Below are 18,027 nucleotides of genomic sequence, written 5' to 3' on the forward strand. Positions count from 1 at the left end.
TTCAGATGCCCGATGGGGGGCGCTCAGGCGCGGGGGGCGAACGCCTGCTCGAGCGTGGTCCTGAATGCGCCGAATAATTGCTCAGTCATGCCTGGCGTTTCGGCATCGAGCAGGAGCAGCCGATGACCGCCGCCGAGCATCTGGTTGAGCATGGGCGGCCAGGCCTCGCCCGGCGAGAGGGCCGCCATGATCTGCGGGCGCAGCGCAGGGGTGACCAGCGACGCCATATCGCGAGCCAGCAGCGCGGCCCCGGCGATATCGGGATCGAAGTCCCAGGCTTCGAGCAGGTCCTGCGCGTCGCCGTCATACAGGCGCTCGTGATTACCGGCTTGCGCATACCTGGCGAGCAGAAAGCGCAGATCGGTGGCATCGCGGGCATGTTGCGTGTGCCGGTCTCGCCACGCGATGATCTTCAGCATCGCAAGGGCAGGCAATGAGGCGACGAGCACGACGAGACCGGCGGCCAGCTCGACTTCCACGGCGGCTTGCAGTGCTTCTTCGAAACCCGCGACGTTCATGCGGAATGCGCCATCGGGCGGCCAGCCTATTTCACGCTCTCCGTGTTCCTCCACGCCCCCGAACGGCACGATATCGAGCCACGTCCTGCTGTCGATCTCCGCGCCGATATAGTTCAAACGCTGCGCTTCTTCGCCTTGCTCGAACCGCCCGGTTGCGACCAGCGCGGCGCGCAATGCCTGGTGGCCTTCCCAACTGCCGATGCTCACGCCGATATCGACATCGAGCGTGGCCCGCGACTGCTCGATGCCGAAGCGGTGCGTGGTGAGAATGTCGCGCGCCGTGGCGCCGCCGACGAACCATTGCGCGCCCGCGGCATCCGCCGCCCGGGCCACTTCGCGCAACACGGCAACGGACAGATCGGGAAACGGGCGGTTATCCAGCAGCTTGATCGGCATGGTCGAGGTATTGGTTACGAATCAGGCGGGCGGTCTCCAGGTTGCGCGAATCGGCGCTGGCAACGAGATCGGCGTAGACAAGCGCGGGGTAGATGAGGTCGTCCGCGAGACCGGCGGTCGGTTCCAGCTTCACCGGCGCGGTCAGGATCTCGACGTTGCCGGCCGGATCGGGCCGCAGCCGCGCGCGCGTCATCAGTTCCCTGGGCAGGCCTTTTTCGCTGTACACCGTGATCATTTCGGGTTTCAGATACTGCGTCATGCGGGCCGCGGCCGGTTCGCCACCGAACATCCACGCGGCGTGGCCAGAGGGCATTGCACGCCACCAGTCCGGCTCCGCCGCACGGTAGCGGCCGAGTTGTTGCGCCTGGCGTAGCAGCGAGGGATACAGCGTCACCCACTCGTCGAGCAGGCGGCCATAGTCGGCGATCGCCATCGAACCATCGGAGCGCTGGATCAGGTCTCTGCGCTGCAACAAGGTTTGCAGCGTGGACTGGGCCGTGCCCAGACTGACCTTGGCGAAGTCTGCAATCTCGCGCCGTCCCTGGTCGAGCAGCGCTGGCTTGACCAGCAGCGCCAGGATGACTTGCAGCGAGCGCCGGGACCACAGACCGCGCCGGGCGTGGCCAGCGACCGTTGCGCGCGGGCGGCCGGAAATCAGGATGAGGTTGCTCTGCTCGCGCAGGAAGGCGTTGCCGGATGCGTCGATGGCGTCGATGCCCAGCGCACGGCAGGCGTCGACGAGGGCCGGCGTGAGGTATGACGTGACGAGCAGAAACCCATTCGAATCCTGCATGCGGTCCGTGGCGGTCGCGGCTGCGAGCCGCTCCTGACGGTCGATGGACGGCACCACCCGCGCGAGCCGGCTGATGCGAGGCGCCAGCTCGAAGGCGACGACGCCATCGTAGTCCGTGCCGGGGGGCGGCGCGCTCACCCGCGTTTCGATGCCCGCGACTGCGCTGAATGCCTGTGCGGCCGCTTCGATCAGCGGATGGGGCTCAACCGGTGAGGGGCTCATCGACGACTCCGTTCATTTTTTTCCAGTGTACGCGCGGCGTGAACACATTTAAATATTGAACGAAGCGTTTGTTCAAAAGTTTGTTCAAAAAAACAACAACGTTCACGCGCCGTGAACGTTGCAAAAAATTGAACAAATGGAATGGAGCTGCGCCGCCTGCCCGTGGCGCCGATCAGCACTCGCCTTTCTTGGCGTGGCCGGGCGGGCAGTGCCAGCCCTTGTCGTGATGGTGGTGATGCTTTTCCCAGTCATCGCGTTCCCAGTAGCGATGCCCGTCCCAATAGCGGTCACCGTGCCATCCGGGTGTGACGACCACGGCGGGCGGCGGGGGCGGGGCGACCACCACGGGCGCGCCGACGTTGATGCCCACACTGACATCCGTCGCGTGGGCGGCGCCGGCCAGGCTCATTGCGGTGGCGGCGATCGCCAGGTACGCGAGTGCGTGTTGCTTCATGAAACGGTCTCCGAGAGTCATCAAGCCCACGAACGTATCAGAAATTCCAGAAAAGGAAATGATGATGAGGCCGCGCATGCGTTGTCGTGCTGGACCGGGCCTTCCTCGGCGCAAGCTCTGCACGGCTATCGATGACGCGCGCGCGTAGCGCCATGTCATAGAAGGCGCCGACCATCGGCAACGCACTATGCGCGCCTTCGCCCCAGTAGTCGTTGCGCAAGGTGACGCGCGCGTCGTCGAATCCCACCCATGCGCCCGCCACCAGTTGCGGGTGCATCAGGATAAACCAGCTATCCGTGTTGTCCTGCGTGGTCCCGGTCTTGCCGGCCACGTCGGCGTGAATGCCGAAGCGGCTTCGGATGTCCGTGCCGGTGCCGCGATCGACCACGTCGCGCATGGCGTCGATCAACTTCAGCGTGGCAGCGGCTGGCAGCGCCGGTTCCGGCTGCGCGGCGGGGAATTCGGCGAGTACCTTGCCATCGCGGTCCTCGATGCGGGTGACCATGCGCGGTTCGATGTAAGCGCCATGATTCGCGATGGTGGCATAGGCCGAGACCATTTCCTTGAGCGTGACGGGGCTCGTCCCCAGCGCCAGCGATGGCACGGCATCGAGCGGACTTTCGCGCACGCCCATCTTGCGCGCGAGATCCGCAACCTTGGCCGGGCCTTCCCGCTCCATGAGCTGGGCCGTCACCCGGTTACGGGAATAGGCCAGCGCATCGCGCAGCGATACGGGCCGGCCGCTGGGCGGCTCGGGGTCGCTCGGTCGCCAGACCGCATCGCCTTTGGTTGCAATGGCAACGTTTCGATCGACGATCGTGTCGCCCGGTTGTGCGCCGTCGGCGAAGGCCGCGCCGTAGACAAACGCCTTGAAGGTCGAGCCGGGCTGACGCCGGGCCTGCTGCACGTGATCGAACGGTTCGTCGCGGAAATCGCGGCTGCCGACCCACGCCTTGATGTCGCCATTGCGCGGGTCGAGCGCGAGGAAGCCCGCCTGAATCTGCGTCTTGCTATGGCAAAGCGAGTCGACGAACGACGCGTCCATTGCCAGTTTCCTGATCGCGGCGGGATCGGACAGGCCCGTATCGCGCGCGGTGTGATACTCGGTCGTTTGACGGATGAATGACTGGAACAGGTCGTTGCCAGGCCAGCAACCCGTGCGCGTGTTCCACGCGTTGTTGGCGATCCATTGCAACTGGTTCGTCTGCCAGGCGACGGCCTGCGTGGCCATCGCCTGAAGGCGGGAGTCGATCGTCGTGTGCACGACGAGCCCGTCCGCATAGAGGTTGTAGCCGTTATGGTCAGCCCAGGTCACCAGCCAGCGCCGCAATTGCGCCGTGAAATGCGGGGCATTGCCGACCGGCTCGGTCTGGGGCTCGAAATCGACGGTGACGGGTTGGCGCTTGAGCCAGGCAAATTGCTGCGGCGTGAGCTTGCCGAACTTCACCATCTGCGCCAGCACGGTGTTGCGGCGCTCGAGCGCGCGTGCGGGATTGAGCACGGGGTTGTAGGCGCTATTGGCCTTGAGCATGCCGACCAGCGTGGCGCTTTCGAGGACGTTGAGCTGGGCCGCCGATTTTCCGAAGTAGGTGCGCGCGGCCATCTCGACGCCATACGCGTTGTAGAGGAACGGCACCGTGTTCAGATAGGTTTCGAGAATCTGCGGCTTGCTGTAGACGTATTCGATCTTGAGCGCGGTGATCGCTTCCTTGAGCTTGCGTGTCAGGGTCGGCGCGCGGCCGATTTCGTCCGGATAGAGGTTGCGCGCGAGCTGCTGCGTGATCGTCGAGCCGCCTTGTCTCGCGCCGGAAAAATTGTGGAAGGCCGCCGACGCGAGGCGCGCCGGGTCGATGCCGTGATGGTCGTAGAAGCGGTGATCCTCCGTGGCGACGAGCGCCTGCACGACATACGGCGATATCTGGTCGAGCGGCACCCATTCGCGATTCACGGGCTTGAACTCCGCGAGCAGCTTGCCGTCGGCGGAGACAACCAGGGCGGGGCGGTCGATGCGCGCCTTGCGAATGTCGCCCACGCGCGGTGTGAACGGAATGAGCGCGAGCGTCCAGGCGAGCAGCAGCGCAGGCACCGCGGCAAGCGTCAGCGCGACGCCCCGTCGCGTCGGATGGCGAAGCCCATGCAGTGCGATGCCGACGAGGCTGCGGACCTTCGTACCGGCGTTGGCCGCCAACCCCCTCAGATGTGCGAGCCACCGACTGCAAAGTCGACGAAAGTGCGATACGTACGGGCGGGTCACGGCGGCTGCGAGAAAAATGAAAGGCGCGATCCTATCAAACGCCCGAGGCGCCTTCAGCGCCAATACCGCGCTGTGAGTCCTTTGCTAACAGACGATTACACTTGTTTCGATTTGGCCGCCGGAATGAGGCTTTTTCGCGTATTTTCAGGGGCTATTCATCTGATGAAAAACGCTCGCCGGATCGCCCCGTTTCCCATCCAGCCGGTGCCGGGAAACGGCGTAGCACCGGCTGAAATCGAGCAAGCCTCAGGCGCGCGCGTCAGTGTTGACCGAACATCAGGCTCCAGACGGTGATGTTGGGCACGTTGTCGTCAACCGCCGCAAACTGCACGACGCCGTTGCGCAGTTGCGAGAACGCCAGACCGAACGCGCCACCCTGCGCCGGATCAACCGAAAGCTGGGCCACGAAGCGCCCTTGCGGCGTGAATTCCGTGATCTCGCTCGGCTGCTTCGGGTCGCCGTTGATGGCGTCGCCATTGGCGGTGAAGAGATGGCCGTTGGGACCCAGCGCGAGCGCAAGCGGTCCATGCAAGTGCGCATTGTCGGCATAGATCAGCACGCCCTTGCCGGCATCGCTTTGCGAACTGCCCGCGCCGAACACGGCGAAGATCGCGTTATCGACGGTCGATGCGACATAGAGCACATCGCGCTGCGGGTCGTACGCGAGCCCGGTCGGGCCTACGACCAGCGCCGACGGGTCGCCGCGGAACGGATAGCCGGAGGCGATGCGCGTGCTGCGCAGCAAATGGATGCCGTTACCGTCCATTGAAACGTCCAGACGCACGACCGTACCGCTGAGCACGTTCGAGACGAAGATCTTCGCGCTAGCGCCCTGATCGAAGATCGTCAGGTCCCAGGGACCGTTGAGGCCGGCGTTGGCACTGGTCCATTGCGCGACGACGTTGCCGGTGCGGTTCAGTACCAGCAGGGAGCCGGACTTGATGGTCGCGAACGTTCCATCGGAAGTCGGTACGTTGCCGACCAGCACGAAGCCCGCACTGAGCACGCCCAGCGCAGTCGTGAGGCCCAGTCCCTTCGCCCCCTGGAAGAACACGGCGGGATTGCCGTTCGGCACGATCTTGACGATCGTCGTGCCCGTGCCTTGCAGGTTCTTCGCATTGTTGAAATTGGACACCAGCAGATCACCGGCGGCGATCGTGCCGAACGAAGGGAAGCCCTGCGGCACGAAGGCCACGCCATACGGATTGACATCGCCGTTCGTGGGCACGGTCGACGAGGTGACGGCGGGGGGCGGCAGCAGGGGCGTATCGTCGGCGAGGGCGGGCGCGGTGGCCGCAAACAGGAAGCACGCGCCGCACGATATCGCGAACATCAGGCTGGCCCATGCAGCGGGACGCCTGCGGGCGACGGACAGAGGCCGGTGTCGACCGGTTTCGGGCGCGTGTGTAGCGAGACGACTCATGGCGATTCTCCATGACAGACGCGGCTGCGAGCAGGGATGAGCCGGCCGCGCACAGGTTGCGTCCTTCGCTGCGCGACAGGCTCACGCACCCGCGCGCGGGCCGGCATATCAATGCGCAGCACCGACGCTATCGGGAGACCGCTTCGTGCAGGAGGGCCAAAGAGAAGTGGATAGCCGCAGTGGGATTGGATGGAGTGGCGAGAAGGGCACACGCTGATGGGTAAACGAGCGGCCCGCGCGGGTTATTCCGCGAGCGTGATGAAGAAGATGACGGGGCGTTCACGCGCTAGTCTGCCGCGGCCTCCCGCCTATCGCCATGCGCTGCCCACCTGGATGTAGAACGCGTTTTGCCCCGGCCCGTGGGCGATGTCGATCCCCATCGTCATACCGAGCTTACGTGCGATCAGGTAGCGAAATCCGGTGCCGAATCCGAAAGCCGTTGGCGCGTCCGAGAATGCATGCACGCCGCCATAGGCGCGGCCGACGCCGCCAAATCCGAGCACCGACCATCTTGGCGTGACGTAATAACGCAATTCGATTTCGCCGGTTAGCTGGTTTCGATCCTGAAACTTCGCCTGGGATACGCCGCGCAAATCCACATAAGGCTGCAAGAAGAAGGGGATATCGCCCTGCGAGAAACCGGCGTCGGCCCGCAGGCCCAACACCCACTTCGATGAAAGTGAAATCCAGTGATAGCCTTTGGCGGTTTGCGTATCGAAAGCACGATCGCTACCGAATCCGCCGCGCGCAAAATCGGCTTCGAATTCCGCGTAGGTGCCGTTGCGGGGATAAAACATGTTGTCGCGCGTGTCGTAATCGACCACGATGCCGCCTTTGCCGATTTTCAGATCGCGCCCGAAGTCGCGGATCCCGTCCGGAATGACCGGTGAATCGAATCGTGTCGTCGTATCGAAGAAGGTGTAGCGAGGGCCGACGTACCACGGGCTATCGGCCAGCCTGAAAAGCACCTGCTGGATCGTCCCGATTCCGCTCAACTGGTACGCATTCGCATTGCCGCTCGGCCCGTAATAGTTCAGATGCAGATCGAGTTTGGCAAGCCCGCCGAGGTAGCGAATGTGATCGTCGTCCCACGTATGGAAGTGCAGGAGGCCCGCCACCCAGCTATGTGTTCCCGTCACGAGCCCGCCGACACCCGTGATGTTGGGCGGTGTCATGCGGCCATTTGGCGTCGGGTTATCGCTTTTGCTGTCGTCGTCGACCGCCTTTTCGTCATGCGCCGAAGCGGGTCGTACAGGCGCGCTGAAATAGAGCAGCGCCAGCCCGAAGCCGTAGCCGATCGCGGGCTCCGTAATGATGGTCGGCACCGGCAACACCCCTTTGTGGTGAAGCAGGAAATCGCTCATGTCGAGTTGGCCGTCGGTGGGATCGAAGAGCGATGAACGCAGACCGTCACCGGCGGCGCAGGCGGTCATGCTGGCGCTCGACAGGGTAGCCAGCAGCGTGACCAGCGGACCGAGGCGCCAGTTTCGGCGAGAAACGCACGTGCGCGAGAAGTGCATGCGGTGTCCCCGAAATCGTTGTTTCCAGACCGAGCCTCAGTGTCACGGTAATGGCGGGTGCAACGCTATAGGGACTCGGGGCAATTCACGCTGCATCGAGCATAAATTGCGCAATGCGCGTTCGTGGAATGCTATGGCACAGGACGGCCGCTTGCGGCAGGGAACACAAGATTTAACTCAACGGCACCGGGCTCACGCGTCCTTGAGTTGATCCAGCAAGTTCTGAAGCCGTCGGACCTGGGCAGGCACGATCAGCGGCGTCGACGCCATGCGCTGGACGCGTTCGAGCCAATAGCGTCGACCGAACACGGCGATGTTGTCGTCGAAGGCAACGGCGATCTCGACATGCGTAATGGCGTCATCGAGATTTTTCGCTGAATAAGGATTTTCTCCCTGTGCGCCGCTTTTAGCGTCCGGGCGTGTCATTACACGCTTTGTATTTTGATTAATGCCCTTCGGCTGCTGAACGATTTGTTGTTCTAGTGTGGTTATCATTATTTTTGCCTTACGGTCGAATATATGCGCGATGCCCGCGAATGGCGGATGCATTGCGACCCCGTGGTTTATTTGATTCGAGCGTTCTGGCTTGCTTCCCGGCCTCGAATAACCGGTACTAAGCAACCATCACGCCAGCCTTCCTCGGCCCCGTGGCAGTGGGAGCTGGCGGCGTGTGAGCGGGCGGCGCAGGACGATTCCGTCCGCGTGAATGACGCGGAGTGGACGATTTCGACCACTCCGGTGGGATCGATCGGCGAGCGCCTATCCGTGCAACTAGCGTCAGTGCAACTAACGGCCTACGTCGAACCCCTCGACGTTCTGTCCGAGCGAGGCTTCGCCGCGCAACTCGGCTAGCAAGGCGATCGCGTCTGCAATGCGGATGGTCGAATCGGCGCTTTGGTCTCGCAGCCCGCGCGCGAGCGTGTCGATTGCCTCGGTGACGCGACCCGTGGCGCGCAGGAGGTCGGCGAGATAGCGCGCGGCGTCCACGCGCGCGGGCACCGACCCGAACGCCAGGGCCGTCGAAAGCGCGGTGCGCAGTCCCTGTTCGGCGGACGTCAGATCGCCGAGCGCCCACTGTGCCCGCGCGCGGGTGAGCAGCAGTTCGCCGAGATGGGCCCGCTCCTGGCGGGCGAGGGTTTCATCGACGGCGGCGGCCAGCATCGTTTCGCATTGCTGCGCGTGGCCGGAGCGCAGCAGCAACTCGCCGTGCAGCCACATCTTGAAGGAATGGAACAGCGCGCCGCCGTTGCAGAGCATGTGATTGTCGTAACCGTCGAGCATGACGGCTTCGGCCTCGACGTTCAGGCCTTGCGCGCTGAGATGGGCGCCGCGGAATATCTGGCCCATACCGCGATAGAACGCGAAGCCGTTGGCGATCGACACGGATTCGAGTTCGCTCGCGAGTGGCCCGAGCCGGGCCTGATCGCCAAAGAGGCAGGCCAGCCACGCGGCGCCCTGAAGATTGACGGCGTGCGCGAGCGCGTGCGTTCCCGGCTCGCCGGCGCGCAGGATCAGCATTTCCATCGCGCGCCGGGCCTGCCCGAATTCGCCGATCTGATAGGCCGCCAGGCCTTCGAATGTCAACGCGAGACTCGCCAGATCGATCCCTTGCGAACCCGTGCGGACATCGTCTCGCGTGACGCCCCGCAAATTGCCCCGCGCGAGACAGGCGAGGGCTTCTTCGCTGTCGCCGAGCCAGTAGAGCGTGTTGGCCATGGCGACGTGCGCTTCGTCGAGCGACACGCGGTCCCCGCTGTTCTGGGCGCGTTGCAGCATCTCCTGTGCGCTCGCGCGCGCCTGCTTGAGTTGAAGCGTCGTCAACTGGGTGGTCCAGATGCCGAACTGGATTGCCACGATTTCGCCGGGCTCGCAAATCCCGGCGCCGATCTCCAGCGCCGCCGCATAGCAGGCCGTGGCCTCTGCGTACAGCCAGCCGTGCACGCTGCGCAGGCTCATGCCGAGCAGCCGGTAGGCGTCGAACTGCACGCGGCGCGCGGTGGCCTCGTCGCCGCTGGTTTGCAGCACATCGACGCAACGCCTCAGATGGGGAATGGCCTCGGCAAAGCGTGATGCGTCGATCAGCGCGCGCGCATGTTCGAGACTCTTGTGGGCTTCACGATGGTGCTCCTCGCGCGACTTCAGGCGGCGCTCGATCGTCTTGCGCCCGACACCCAGCAAACTGGCGGCGGCGCTCTTGTTCCCCGCGGTGCGCTCCAGCGCACGATCGATGAGGAGGTCTTCGGCGGCGGCGAGTTTGTCGCGTCCTTCGAGTTGCAGCAGCATGTCCGCGAGCGCCGCGCGCGACGCCGACCCGGTCGTTTCGCTGACGAGAAACGGCTCGAGGGTGTCTTCGTCGATTAGCGGCTTTTCGGCGAGCACACTCAACTGGCTGATCAGGTTGCGCAATTGCCGGATATGACCCGGCCAGCTATGCCGGCCCAGACGCCGGATGGCGGCCGGCGAAAACTCGATGCGGCGCTCCTGCTGCGACGCGAAATGGGCGGCGAGCGCCGGCAGATCCTCGACGCGCTGGTCGAGCCCGGGCACGGCCAGCACGAACACCGCGAGGCGGTAAAACAGGTCTTCGCGAAACAGGCCCTGTTGCGCCAGTTCGCGCAGATTGCGGTGAGTCGAGGCCACCACGCGTCCTTCGAAGCGCAGACTCGACGAGGCGCCGACCGGGCGAAACGTCCGCGTCTCCAGTGCGCGCAGCAGCTTGGGTTGCAGCGCGAGCGGCAGCTCGCCGATCTCGTCGAGCAGCAGCGTGCCTTTGCCGACCTGCTGCAAGAGCCCCGGACGACTCTCGCCTGCGCCGGTGAATGCGCCTTTGACGTGCCCGAACAGTTCGGCTTCGACGAGATGTTCGGGAATCGCGCCACAATTCACGTCGACGAACGGCTGGTCGTGGCGCAGGCTGCGCGTGTGGACGCGGCGCGCGACCAGTTCCTTGCCCGACCCGGTCGGCCCGAGGATGAGCAACGCGTGATCGGTGGGCGCGACGCGATCGATCATCCGCACCAGTTGACGAAAGGCCGGCGCTTCGCCGATGAACGCGTCGTCGTCCGCATTGGCTCCGGAAATGGGAGCGAAGGGGGAAGTGCTCATGGCCTCGTGGGCTCCAGATAGACGCGTGGCATTGTCATTGTGATTGCCCCGGCGACGACGATCGGTGACGGCGTGCCGATCCCGTGCTTCGTGGCACCCTCGGAATATCGTTTTATTCGCGGAACGCCGGCTAGTGTACTGGCAGCGCTCGCCGGAAAGGAATATCGGCCCGCCGCGTGGACTGCTGCGGCGGTGGCGAGTCTGCTGCGACGTCAGGATTGCCGGTTCGGCATGCGGGCGGAGACCGCACACGTTGACGCCGCGCGGGGGGGGGCGGTCTCAGTCGAGCACGTCGGGCAACACCATCGAGACGGCGAGTGCGCCGTCGATCACCTCGCGTTCGATATGCCGCGCGAAGAACGAGCGGGCTCGGCGGGCTGGCTCGGCCTCGGCGGCTTGCAGTTGCGCGCGCAGGCCGGCGCGCTGTTGGCGCGTGGCGCGCAGCAACGCGCCAACCGATTGCGCAAGCGAGGTGAGACTGGCGCGGTCTGCCGCGTCCAGCGCCGCATCGACGCCTTCCAGCGGCGACACCACGCCCACCAGCTTGCGCAAACGCAGCATCAACACGCTCGCGTGCGTCACGCGGTGATTCGCATTGAGCGATTCGAGCCGCGTGGCGGAGATCACCGCTTCGAGCGCATCGACCGCGAGACACGCCTCGCGGCGTAACGCGGCAAGGGCGCGCGCGTCCTGGTCGGCATCGCGGTTCGCCGCTTCGTCCCGGTCGTGGTCATGGGCATGGGCATGCCCGCGCAATACAGCCTGCACGTAGTCGCTCACGCAGGCGAGCGCGCGCGCCGCGGCGGGCGCGAGCTTGTGCTGCTCCCATTCGGGCCACGCGAGAAAACTCGCCGCCACGCCCACGGCGACACCCGCGAGGCTATTGAGCACCCGCGATACCGCCAGATCCCAAGGCTCGCCGACGGGCGTGCCCAGATGCGCGACCAGCACGAAATGCGAGGTCAGAAACAGGATGTACGAGACGTAGCTCACGGTGCGCGCCGCGAGCGTGCCAGTGGCGAGCGGCAGGATCGCGATGGCGAGCAGGATCGGACTGTGAATCAGCAGCGCCAACGCCGACGCCAGCACCGCCCCGAGCATCGTGCCGCCGATGCGCAGGCTCGACACCCGCACGGTTTGCGAGAACGTCGGCTGCACGATGAACATCGTCGTGAGCGCGAGCCAGTAACCTTGCTCGGCGCTGCGCCAGCGCGCGAGCGCCACCGCGAGCATGGCCGCGATCGCGAGGCGCGCGGCGTAGCGGGCGAACACGCCTTGCGTGCGTACCTGTTCGATCACGGCTGCGAAGGCCGCGCGCCACGGCTGGCTTGCGCCGCTGCCCGCGTTCGTGCCGGTGTCGGCGGCGCGCGCGGCGCTGTGCGTGCTGGCGTCCGCTGCGGCAACCAGGGTCGCCAGGCGCGCGTTCAAGGTCATGAACGCCGAGCGCCAGGCGCGTGCGTCGTGAGCGGTGGTTTCGGCATCGGCCATATTGTCCGTTCCACCCGTCTCGCGAGCGAGTTGCGCGTGCTCGACAAACGGACGCAAGCGGGCGGTCGTCAGGTCCGCATCGGGCATCGTGGCCCGGCGCACGTCGAGCGCGCACGCGTCGATGGCTTCGGCCAGGCGTTCGAGCGCCGCGCGGATCAATTCGAGCGTGGCGGCTTCGGCGGCGGCTTGCGGTGCGCGGCGACGGCTGTGCAGCAGGCTTTCGATGCCCGCGAGCAACGCCATCGCCTGTTCGGCATCGGCCAGCCAGCGGCGGCAGGCGGGCGCGACTTCGCCCGGGGCGCCCTGGATCGCGGCGCTCATCGCATCGAGCGCGGTGCGTAGCTCCGCGCGGCTCGCCGGCGCGCCGTGGCGGCTGTCGGGCGCCTGGGCGAGCTTGCCGACGTAGGAGCCCAGTGCGTACAGCCAGGCAAACGTCGCGGCGCGCACGCGGGTTTCGGCGCTGTATTGCCAGAGCGCGAGATTGCAGGCGGTGGCCCAGATGCCGCCGCCGAGGAAGAACAAGGCGTAGTCGAGCGCGGCTCGCGCGCCGTGGACCGGAAAGGCCGCGCAGACCGCAAAGGCGGTGGCCGCCAGCAGGCCGCGCAGACCGGGCAGGGCGCCGCGACAGCGCACCAGTGCGCCCAGCCAGGCAGCGAGGCCCGCCAACACGACCGCAAGACCGGGCACCGCGCCCGCGCCAATCGCGCAACCCGCCGCGAGCGCACCGAACACCGCGAACAACAGGCCTTGCTCGATGCGCTGACGGGGCCGCGTGCCGGAGTCGTCGCACAGACAGGTCCAGAACGCGGCAATCGCCGACCAGCACAGCAGCGGCGCGTGCCAGGCCGCCGCGAGCACGGCGGGCGCGGCGCAGATCAGCCCGCCGCGCAGCGATTCGGCGAACGGCAGCCGATGACGGCCATGAGAGATGGAGCGCAGGAGCGACGCTCGCCCGGCCATTGAAAAGATCATGCGCGGCCTTGTGAGATCAGCGCACGGCGTGCGGTGCGCGCGACCTTGCGCAGACGGGAAAGCATGGCATCGCGCCTGGTCATGATGGGTTCCTCTTGATGTGCTTCGGGTAGCCGTTGCGTGGGTTGGCTTCGGCGTTCCGGGGCGCTCGCCTTGCTTGCGCCCGTCGCTTGTCCGATGCGTGTCCGATGTGTCGAGCGGATTGTAGAGCACCGCGCGCGGCGACGCCGCGACCGCTTTGCCCGCAGCGTTGATCGCTACGCGATAGCACCGGGGATGCAGTTCGAGCGGCAGACGGGTGGCGCGGGGGCACGAGCGTCGCGCATTCAGGCGAGCCAGCCGAACGGCGCGACGCCGGGAAAGCCCGCTTCGGGAAAGCGGGCGGTCAGATGGGGCTATTCCAGCACGGCAAGCAGGCTCGTCGTGTCGCTTGAGCGCGAGGCTCAGGTTGGGCGGACCTGTGTGCCTCAATCAAGGCTGGCTGGCCGAGCGCACGACATGCACGGGAACAGACTTGTACGAAGGCGTGCCGCTTTCCTTGTCGAAGTAGTCGAGCGGCACCAGCACATTGGCTTCCGGGTAATAGGCGGCGACCGAACCTTTGGCGATGCTGTAGACGATGGCCGTGATGTTCTTCAACTGCAACACGCGGCCGGGCGTGACCGTTTCGATATCGACGAGGTCCCCGTGCTCGATGCCATGAGTGGCCATGTCGTCCGCGTTCATGAAGAGCACGTCGCGCCGTCCGAACACGCCCCGGTACCGGTCGTCCATCGCGTAGATCGTTGTGTTGTACTGATCGTGGCTGCGAATCGTGATGAGTCTCAGCACGTTCTCGGCGCCCAGCACGTCCGCATCCTCCTTGACGCCGTCGTAGACCGAAAAAACGGCCTTGCCGGATGGCGTGGGCCACTCGCGCACGGTGGGCGGAAGCGGCAACCGGAAGCCGCCCGGCACGCAGATGCGACGGTTGAAGTCCTCGAAGCCGGGCACGGTGCGCTCGATCAGATCGCGGATCTTGCCGTAGTCCGCGACCAGATTCATCCAGTCGAGTTTCGAGTCCGGCAGGGTGGCGCGCGCCATGCCCGCCACGATCGCTGGTTCTGAGCGTAGCAGGTCGGACGCCGGTTTCAGCTTGCCGGACGACGCATGGACCATCGACATCGAGTCCTCTACCGTGATCGACTGGCGCCCACTCGTCTGGATATCGAGCTCCGTGCGGCCAAGGCAGGGGAACAGATACGTTTCCTTCGAGACGAGCAGATGCGTGCGGTTGAGTTTCGTGCCGATGTGCACGGCCAGATCGAGTGCAGCCATTGCGGGAAACGCGCGCCCGGAGTCGGGCAGCGCCACCGCGAAATTGCCGCCCAGGCAGAGCAGCGCCCGAGCCTTGCCTTCGATCATCGCCTGCATGGCCTGCACCGCGTCGTGACCGTGACCGGCAGGCGGCTTGAACCCGCAGGCCTCCTCGATCAGCTTGAGGAACGCCGCCGAGGGCTTTTCGGTAATGCCGACGGTGCGGTTGCCCTGCACGTTGGAGTGGCCCCGCAGCGGACAGATGCCCGCGCCCGGCTTGCCGAAGTTGCCGCGCATCAGCAACAGGTCGGCGATCAGGCGCACGTTGGCGGTGCCTTTGTTGTGCTGGGTGATGCCCATGCCGTAGGTCACGATCGTCGCGCTGGATTTTGCGTAGGCGATCGCCACGTGTTCGAGGTCGGGCCGTGTCAGGCCGCTCGCTTTTTCGATGTCGTCCCAGGACGTCGCTTCGAGATCGGCCGCGCACGCAGCGAATCCCTCGGTGTGCGTGGCGATGAAGTCCTGGTCGAGCACGCCGCCTTGCTCCGCTTCCATCTGGAGCAGCGCCTTCATGACGCCCTTGAGCGCGGCAGCGTCGCCGCCGGCATCGACCTGGAAATACGTGGACGCGATGCGCGTCGAGCCGAAGGTCGCCATCTCGAGCATGCTCTGCGGATCGGCGAAACGTTCGAGCGCCCGTTCGCGCAAGGGATTGAAGACGATGATCGGCACGTTGCGGCGGGACGCTTCGTGCAGCGTGCCCATCATGCGGGGATGGTTCGTGCCCGGATTGTGGCCAATCGAGATGATGAGTTCGGTCGCGTCGAAGTCGTCGAGGGATACCGTGCCTTTGCCAATGCCGATCGACTGCGGCAGGCCGACGCTGGTCGGCTCATGGCACATGTTCGAGCAATCGGGGAAATTGTTGGTGCCATATTCGCGTGCGAACAATTGATAGAGGAACGCGGCCTCGTTGGACGCGCGGCCCGAGGTATAGAACTCCACCTGGTCGGGCGCAAGCGTGCGCAAAACCTCGCCGATGCGCGCGAAGGCGTCTTCCCAGCCGACGGGGCGCAAGGTGTCGGTGGCCCGGTCGTACACCATCGGGTGCGTGAGCCGGCCCATGTCTTCGAGTTCATAGTCGGTCTTCTGGAGCAACGACGTGACGGTATTCGCGGCGAGGAACTCGGGCGTGACGCGCTTGGTGGTCGCCTCCCACGTGACCGCCTTCGCGCCGTTTTCACAGAACTGGAAAGTCGAACGGTGCTCCTTGTCAGGCCACGCGCAGCCGGGACAGTCGAAGCCATCGGGCTGGTTGGTCCGCAGCAGGGTGAGGGGCGCTTCGATGCTTTCCATCTGATCGTGAATCGCCTGGGCCGTCGCCTTGAGCGCGCCCCAACCGCCTGCGGGACCGGTGTAGGGATGAACGCCTGGCACATCACGTAGTTTCGTCATGGAAAACTCCTGAGGATGTCCTCTGATGCCAAAATTTATTCTAGATATTCAAATTAACGAGGCAAGAGATAAATGAATAAAATCCAGTTGCTGGATTTCGTCATGTTTTCAAAAATACATTGGCGTTGTGCTTAATTGAATATATCGACTTTGCGGGTTTTTCTCGATCGATGCACGGTGAATCGCCCCCAGAGGCCGGCCTGGCGGGATTTTTCGCCCCCGCGAACTGCGCGATCGCGGTCACGTGGAGTAATCTGCTGAGTCGCTAGCTTGATTGATTGGGTTAATGCCGAATCGTCAGTGGAAAAACGTTTGACTGATTGCACGGTTTTCTGCCGATTAATGTCGCGCTTATGTCCGTTATCGAATTGCCTGCTTGTGAATGGCGGCGCGAGATGGGCTGTGGATGGCAACCCTGTGCGTGTAATGCCTTTCATTTCATAACTTGCTGAGACCTGCGGATACCCGGCAGCGCGCTCTCGACGCTTGCGACCGCCGCCAAAACGAAGCGGCATGGGTGGGTGGACATGCGCTGGCTTGCGAATAGTTCAGATCAAATATGCGTGATGGCATGTAGTCACGTTACAATCCCTACACTGTTCCGCATCTATTTAAATGTTTCCCTTATGTCGAAACGGGCGGACAGGACTTTGCCGAGGTCCGGGGAAGCAATCGGCGCGCAATAACAATAATCTTGAGAAATCGGTGATATTCATATGGCCGTTGAACTAGATCTGCGGCGGGACGTCCGCATACCGATGTTGTTCGCGCCGCTGCTGCTCAACAAGGACGGCAGGGCGCTCGCCCAAGTCGCCGACCTGAGCATGCACGGTGCACTGCTGCACGCGAGGCGCGGGTTGTTCGCTCGCGGCGAGACGGTTTCGGGATGGTTGCAGTCATCCGCTGTGGACAGCGATGACGAAATCGTCCTGGCCGTGGCGCTCGACGTGCGCTGGATCGCGGACGACCACGAACGCGGCTGGAGTTGCGTCGGTTGTGAAATGCATCCTCTGGATTCCCGTTCCAAGGCGCGCCTGCGCCATCTCATTGCGAAAGCCGCGCCGTAACTGACCGTGAATTGCCTATCGGCGATGACGGGGCGGCCGCAAGCACGCCGTTAGCAACTTGAAGGACCGCTCATTCTGCGAGACGTGATGGTTGCGGTTTCGTGATTTTACATAATCTTAATTATCGCATTTGTGATTGTAGCGGCTGTATCCTAATGTCGTACCTGGGCAAAGTACAGATGTCGTACCCCGGCCCGATTTGAGGTGCACGCTTGCCGGCCAAAGCCGGCCCGTCGCCAATGTCGGCTCGAACGACTGTTTGGCGGCAGTTGGAGAGATCGCTCGAGACCGCGGTTGTGTCCCGGCTTCGACTAGCAATCGTCACTAGAGGCGACCGCCGTACATCTGCTCGCACAAACCCACGCTGGCCCCCAGCTTCCTCGACAACTCTGAGGCGCTTCGCAGCATCTGCGCCGCGACATCGCCGGACGTGCGCGTCGCATCGAGCCGCGACGCCGGACCCGAGAGCGTCAGCGCCGCCATAAATTTGTCGCCAGATCCGAAGATCGGCGCTGCAAAAGCCGCCGTATGCTGGTCGCGTGCGCCGGACGTGAAAAGCGGCAACTCCGGCGTCGTATCGAACACCGCTTCGCCCAATCCCCAGAACCTCAGTACCAGACTGATCGCCGTGTCGTCGAGCGGAAACACAGTGCCGGGAAGCCGCGTCTCGCGCAGCCCTTCCGATGGCTCAGCGCGAAACAGGCAAAGCCGTTGCGCATGGTCGATGACGTAGTACGACGCGCTCTCTTTCGTCGATGTCGCGAGCGCATGCAGCGCCGGCTCGACCACCGAGGACAGATGAAACGACTGCTCGTAGAGCTTGCCCAGATAGAGCACGCGCGGCCCAAGCGAATACGAGCCGCTATCCGAGCGGATCACGTAGTTCATTCGCTCCAGCGAATTCATCAGCCGGTACACGGTCGTCTTGTGCATCCCCGACGCTTGCGACAGCGCGGCGAGCGACAGCGATTCCGCGCCCGGCTTGAAGATGTCGAGCAGCGATAGCGCCTTCTCGACCGACTGCACCCCGTCGTTCCCCATCATCTCCTCCATTTTTCCGTTCT

12 protein-coding genes are annotated in these 18,027 nt (G+C 64.5%); 1 reads left to right on the forward strand and 11 read right to left on the reverse strand.

Going from position 1 to position 18,027, the window contains the following annotated elements; all coding sequences use genetic code 11:
* Nucleotides 1-23 precede the first annotated feature (23 nt).
* From U5782_RS17360 to U5782_RS17405, 10 genes are all read right to left on the reverse strand, one after another.
* Nucleotides 24-914 (reverse strand): nucleotidyl transferase AbiEii/AbiGii toxin family protein, encoded by an 891-nt coding sequence (locus tag U5782_RS17360; protein ID WP_322045095.1) that lies wholly within the window; start codon nucleotides 912-914, stop codon nucleotides 24-26.
* On the reverse strand, nucleotides 892-1,929 hold the full coding sequence (locus U5782_RS17365; RefSeq protein WP_322045096.1) for a type IV toxin-antitoxin system AbiEi family antitoxin: 1,038 nt from the start codon (nucleotides 1,927-1,929) through the stop codon (nucleotides 892-894). Before U5782_RS17365 ends, U5782_RS17360 begins: the two co-directional genes overlap by 23 nt.
* Before the next feature lie 172 nt (nucleotides 1,930-2,101).
* A complete protein-coding gene (locus U5782_RS17370; RefSeq protein WP_322045097.1) occupies nucleotides 2,102-2,383 on the reverse strand; it encodes a hypothetical protein in 282 nt (93 codons plus the stop codon).
* A 37-nt stretch (nucleotides 2,384-2,420) separates the two neighbouring features.
* On the reverse strand, nucleotides 2,421-4,637 hold the full coding sequence (locus U5782_RS17375; RefSeq protein ID WP_415914350.1) for a penicillin-binding protein 1A: 2,217 nt from the start codon (nucleotides 4,635-4,637) through the stop codon (nucleotides 2,421-2,423).
* Nucleotides 4,638-4,896: 259 nt separating this feature from the next.
* Complete coding sequence (locus tag U5782_RS17380; protein ID WP_322045099.1) at nucleotides 4,897-6,060, reverse strand: hypothetical protein; 1,164 nt, start codon at nucleotides 6,058-6,060, stop codon at nucleotides 4,897-4,899.
* Between the two features lie 308 nt (nucleotides 6,061-6,368).
* Nucleotides 6,369-7,493, reverse strand: coding sequence for a BamA/TamA family outer membrane protein (locus U5782_RS17385; RefSeq protein WP_322045100.1), 1,125 nt, complete (start codon nucleotides 7,491-7,493; stop codon nucleotides 6,369-6,371).
* Nucleotides 7,494-7,772: 279 nt separating this feature from the next.
* The gene (locus U5782_RS17390) at nucleotides 7,773-8,129 is read right to left on the reverse strand and encodes a hypothetical protein (RefSeq protein ID WP_322045101.1); all 357 of its coding nucleotides are present in this window, start codon (nucleotides 8,127-8,129) and stop codon (nucleotides 7,773-7,775) included.
* A gap of 237 nt (nucleotides 8,130-8,366) precedes the next feature.
* Nucleotides 8,367-10,685 (reverse strand): sigma-54 dependent transcriptional regulator, encoded by a 2,319-nt coding sequence (locus U5782_RS17395; protein ID WP_322045102.1) that lies wholly within the window; start codon nucleotides 10,683-10,685, stop codon nucleotides 8,367-8,369.
* 279 nt (nucleotides 10,686-10,964) lie between these two features.
* Entirely contained in the window at nucleotides 10,965-13,145 is a 2,181-nt protein-coding gene (locus U5782_RS17400; protein WP_322045103.1) for an FUSC family protein, read from the reverse strand.
* A 471-nt stretch (nucleotides 13,146-13,616) separates the two neighbouring features.
* Nucleotides 13,617-15,896, reverse strand: a complete 2,280-nt coding sequence (locus U5782_RS17405; protein ID WP_322045104.1) for an FdhF/YdeP family oxidoreductase — start codon at nucleotides 15,894-15,896, stop codon at nucleotides 13,617-13,619.
* A 716-nt stretch (nucleotides 15,897-16,612) separates the two neighbouring features.
* Here U5782_RS17405 and U5782_RS17410 point away from each other — a divergent pair.
* Complete coding sequence (locus U5782_RS17410) at nucleotides 16,613-16,963, forward strand: PilZ domain-containing protein (protein ID WP_322045105.1); 351 nt, start codon at nucleotides 16,613-16,615, stop codon at nucleotides 16,961-16,963.
* A gap of 324 nt (nucleotides 16,964-17,287) precedes the next feature.
* Here U5782_RS17410 and U5782_RS17415 read toward each other — a convergent pair whose 3' ends face one another.
* Nucleotides 17,288-18,004 (reverse strand): IclR family transcriptional regulator, encoded by a 717-nt coding sequence (locus U5782_RS17415; RefSeq protein ID WP_322045230.1) that lies wholly within the window; start codon nucleotides 18,002-18,004, stop codon nucleotides 17,288-17,290.
* Nucleotides 18,005-18,027: the final 23 nt, after the last annotated feature.

Source organism: Paraburkholderia sp. J67 (assembly GCF_905220265.1).
Lineage (GTDB): Bacteria > Pseudomonadota > Gammaproteobacteria > Burkholderiales > Burkholderiaceae > Paraburkholderia.

Excerpts from the sequence above, each read along its gene's own strand:
- U5782_RS17395 (WP_322045102.1), bottom strand. The coding sequence starts at position 10,685 with ATGAGCACTTCCCCCTTCGCTCCCATTTCCGGAGCCAATGCGGACGAC.
- U5782_RS17385 (WP_322045100.1), bottom strand. The coding sequence starts at position 7,493 with ATGACCGCCTGCGCCGCCGGTGACGGTCTGCGTTCATCGCTCTTCGAT.
- U5782_RS17370 (WP_322045097.1), bottom strand. The coding sequence starts at position 2,383 with ATGAAGCAACACGCACTCGCGTACCTGGCGATCGCCGCCACCGCAATG.
- U5782_RS17380 (WP_322045099.1), bottom strand. The coding sequence starts at position 6,060 with ATGAGTCGTCTCGCTACACACGCGCCCGAAACCGGTCGACACCGGCCT.
- U5782_RS17400 (WP_322045103.1), bottom strand. The coding sequence starts at position 13,145 with ATGATCTTTTCAATGGCCGGGCGAGCGTCGCTCCTGCGCTCCATCTCT.
- U5782_RS17365 (WP_322045096.1), bottom strand. The coding sequence starts at position 1,929 with ATGAGCCCCTCACCGGTTGAGCCCCATCCGCTGATCGAAGCGGCCGCA.
- U5782_RS17360 (WP_322045095.1), bottom strand. The coding sequence starts at position 914 with ATGCCGATCAAGCTGCTGGATAACCGCCCGTTTCCCGATCTGTCCGTT.
- U5782_RS17410 (WP_322045105.1), top strand. The coding sequence starts at position 16,613 with ATGGCCGTTGAACTAGATCTGCGGCGGGACGTCCGCATACCGATGTTG.
- U5782_RS17405 (WP_322045104.1), bottom strand. The coding sequence starts at position 15,896 with ATGACGAAACTACGTGATGTGCCAGGCGTTCATCCCTACACCGGTCCC.
- U5782_RS17415 (WP_322045230.1), bottom strand. The coding sequence starts at position 18,004 with ATGGGGAACGACGGGGTGCAGTCGGTCGAGAAGGCGCTATCGCTGCTC.
- U5782_RS17390 (WP_322045101.1), bottom strand. The coding sequence starts at position 8,129 with ATGCATCCGCCATTCGCGGGCATCGCGCATATATTCGACCGTAAGGCA.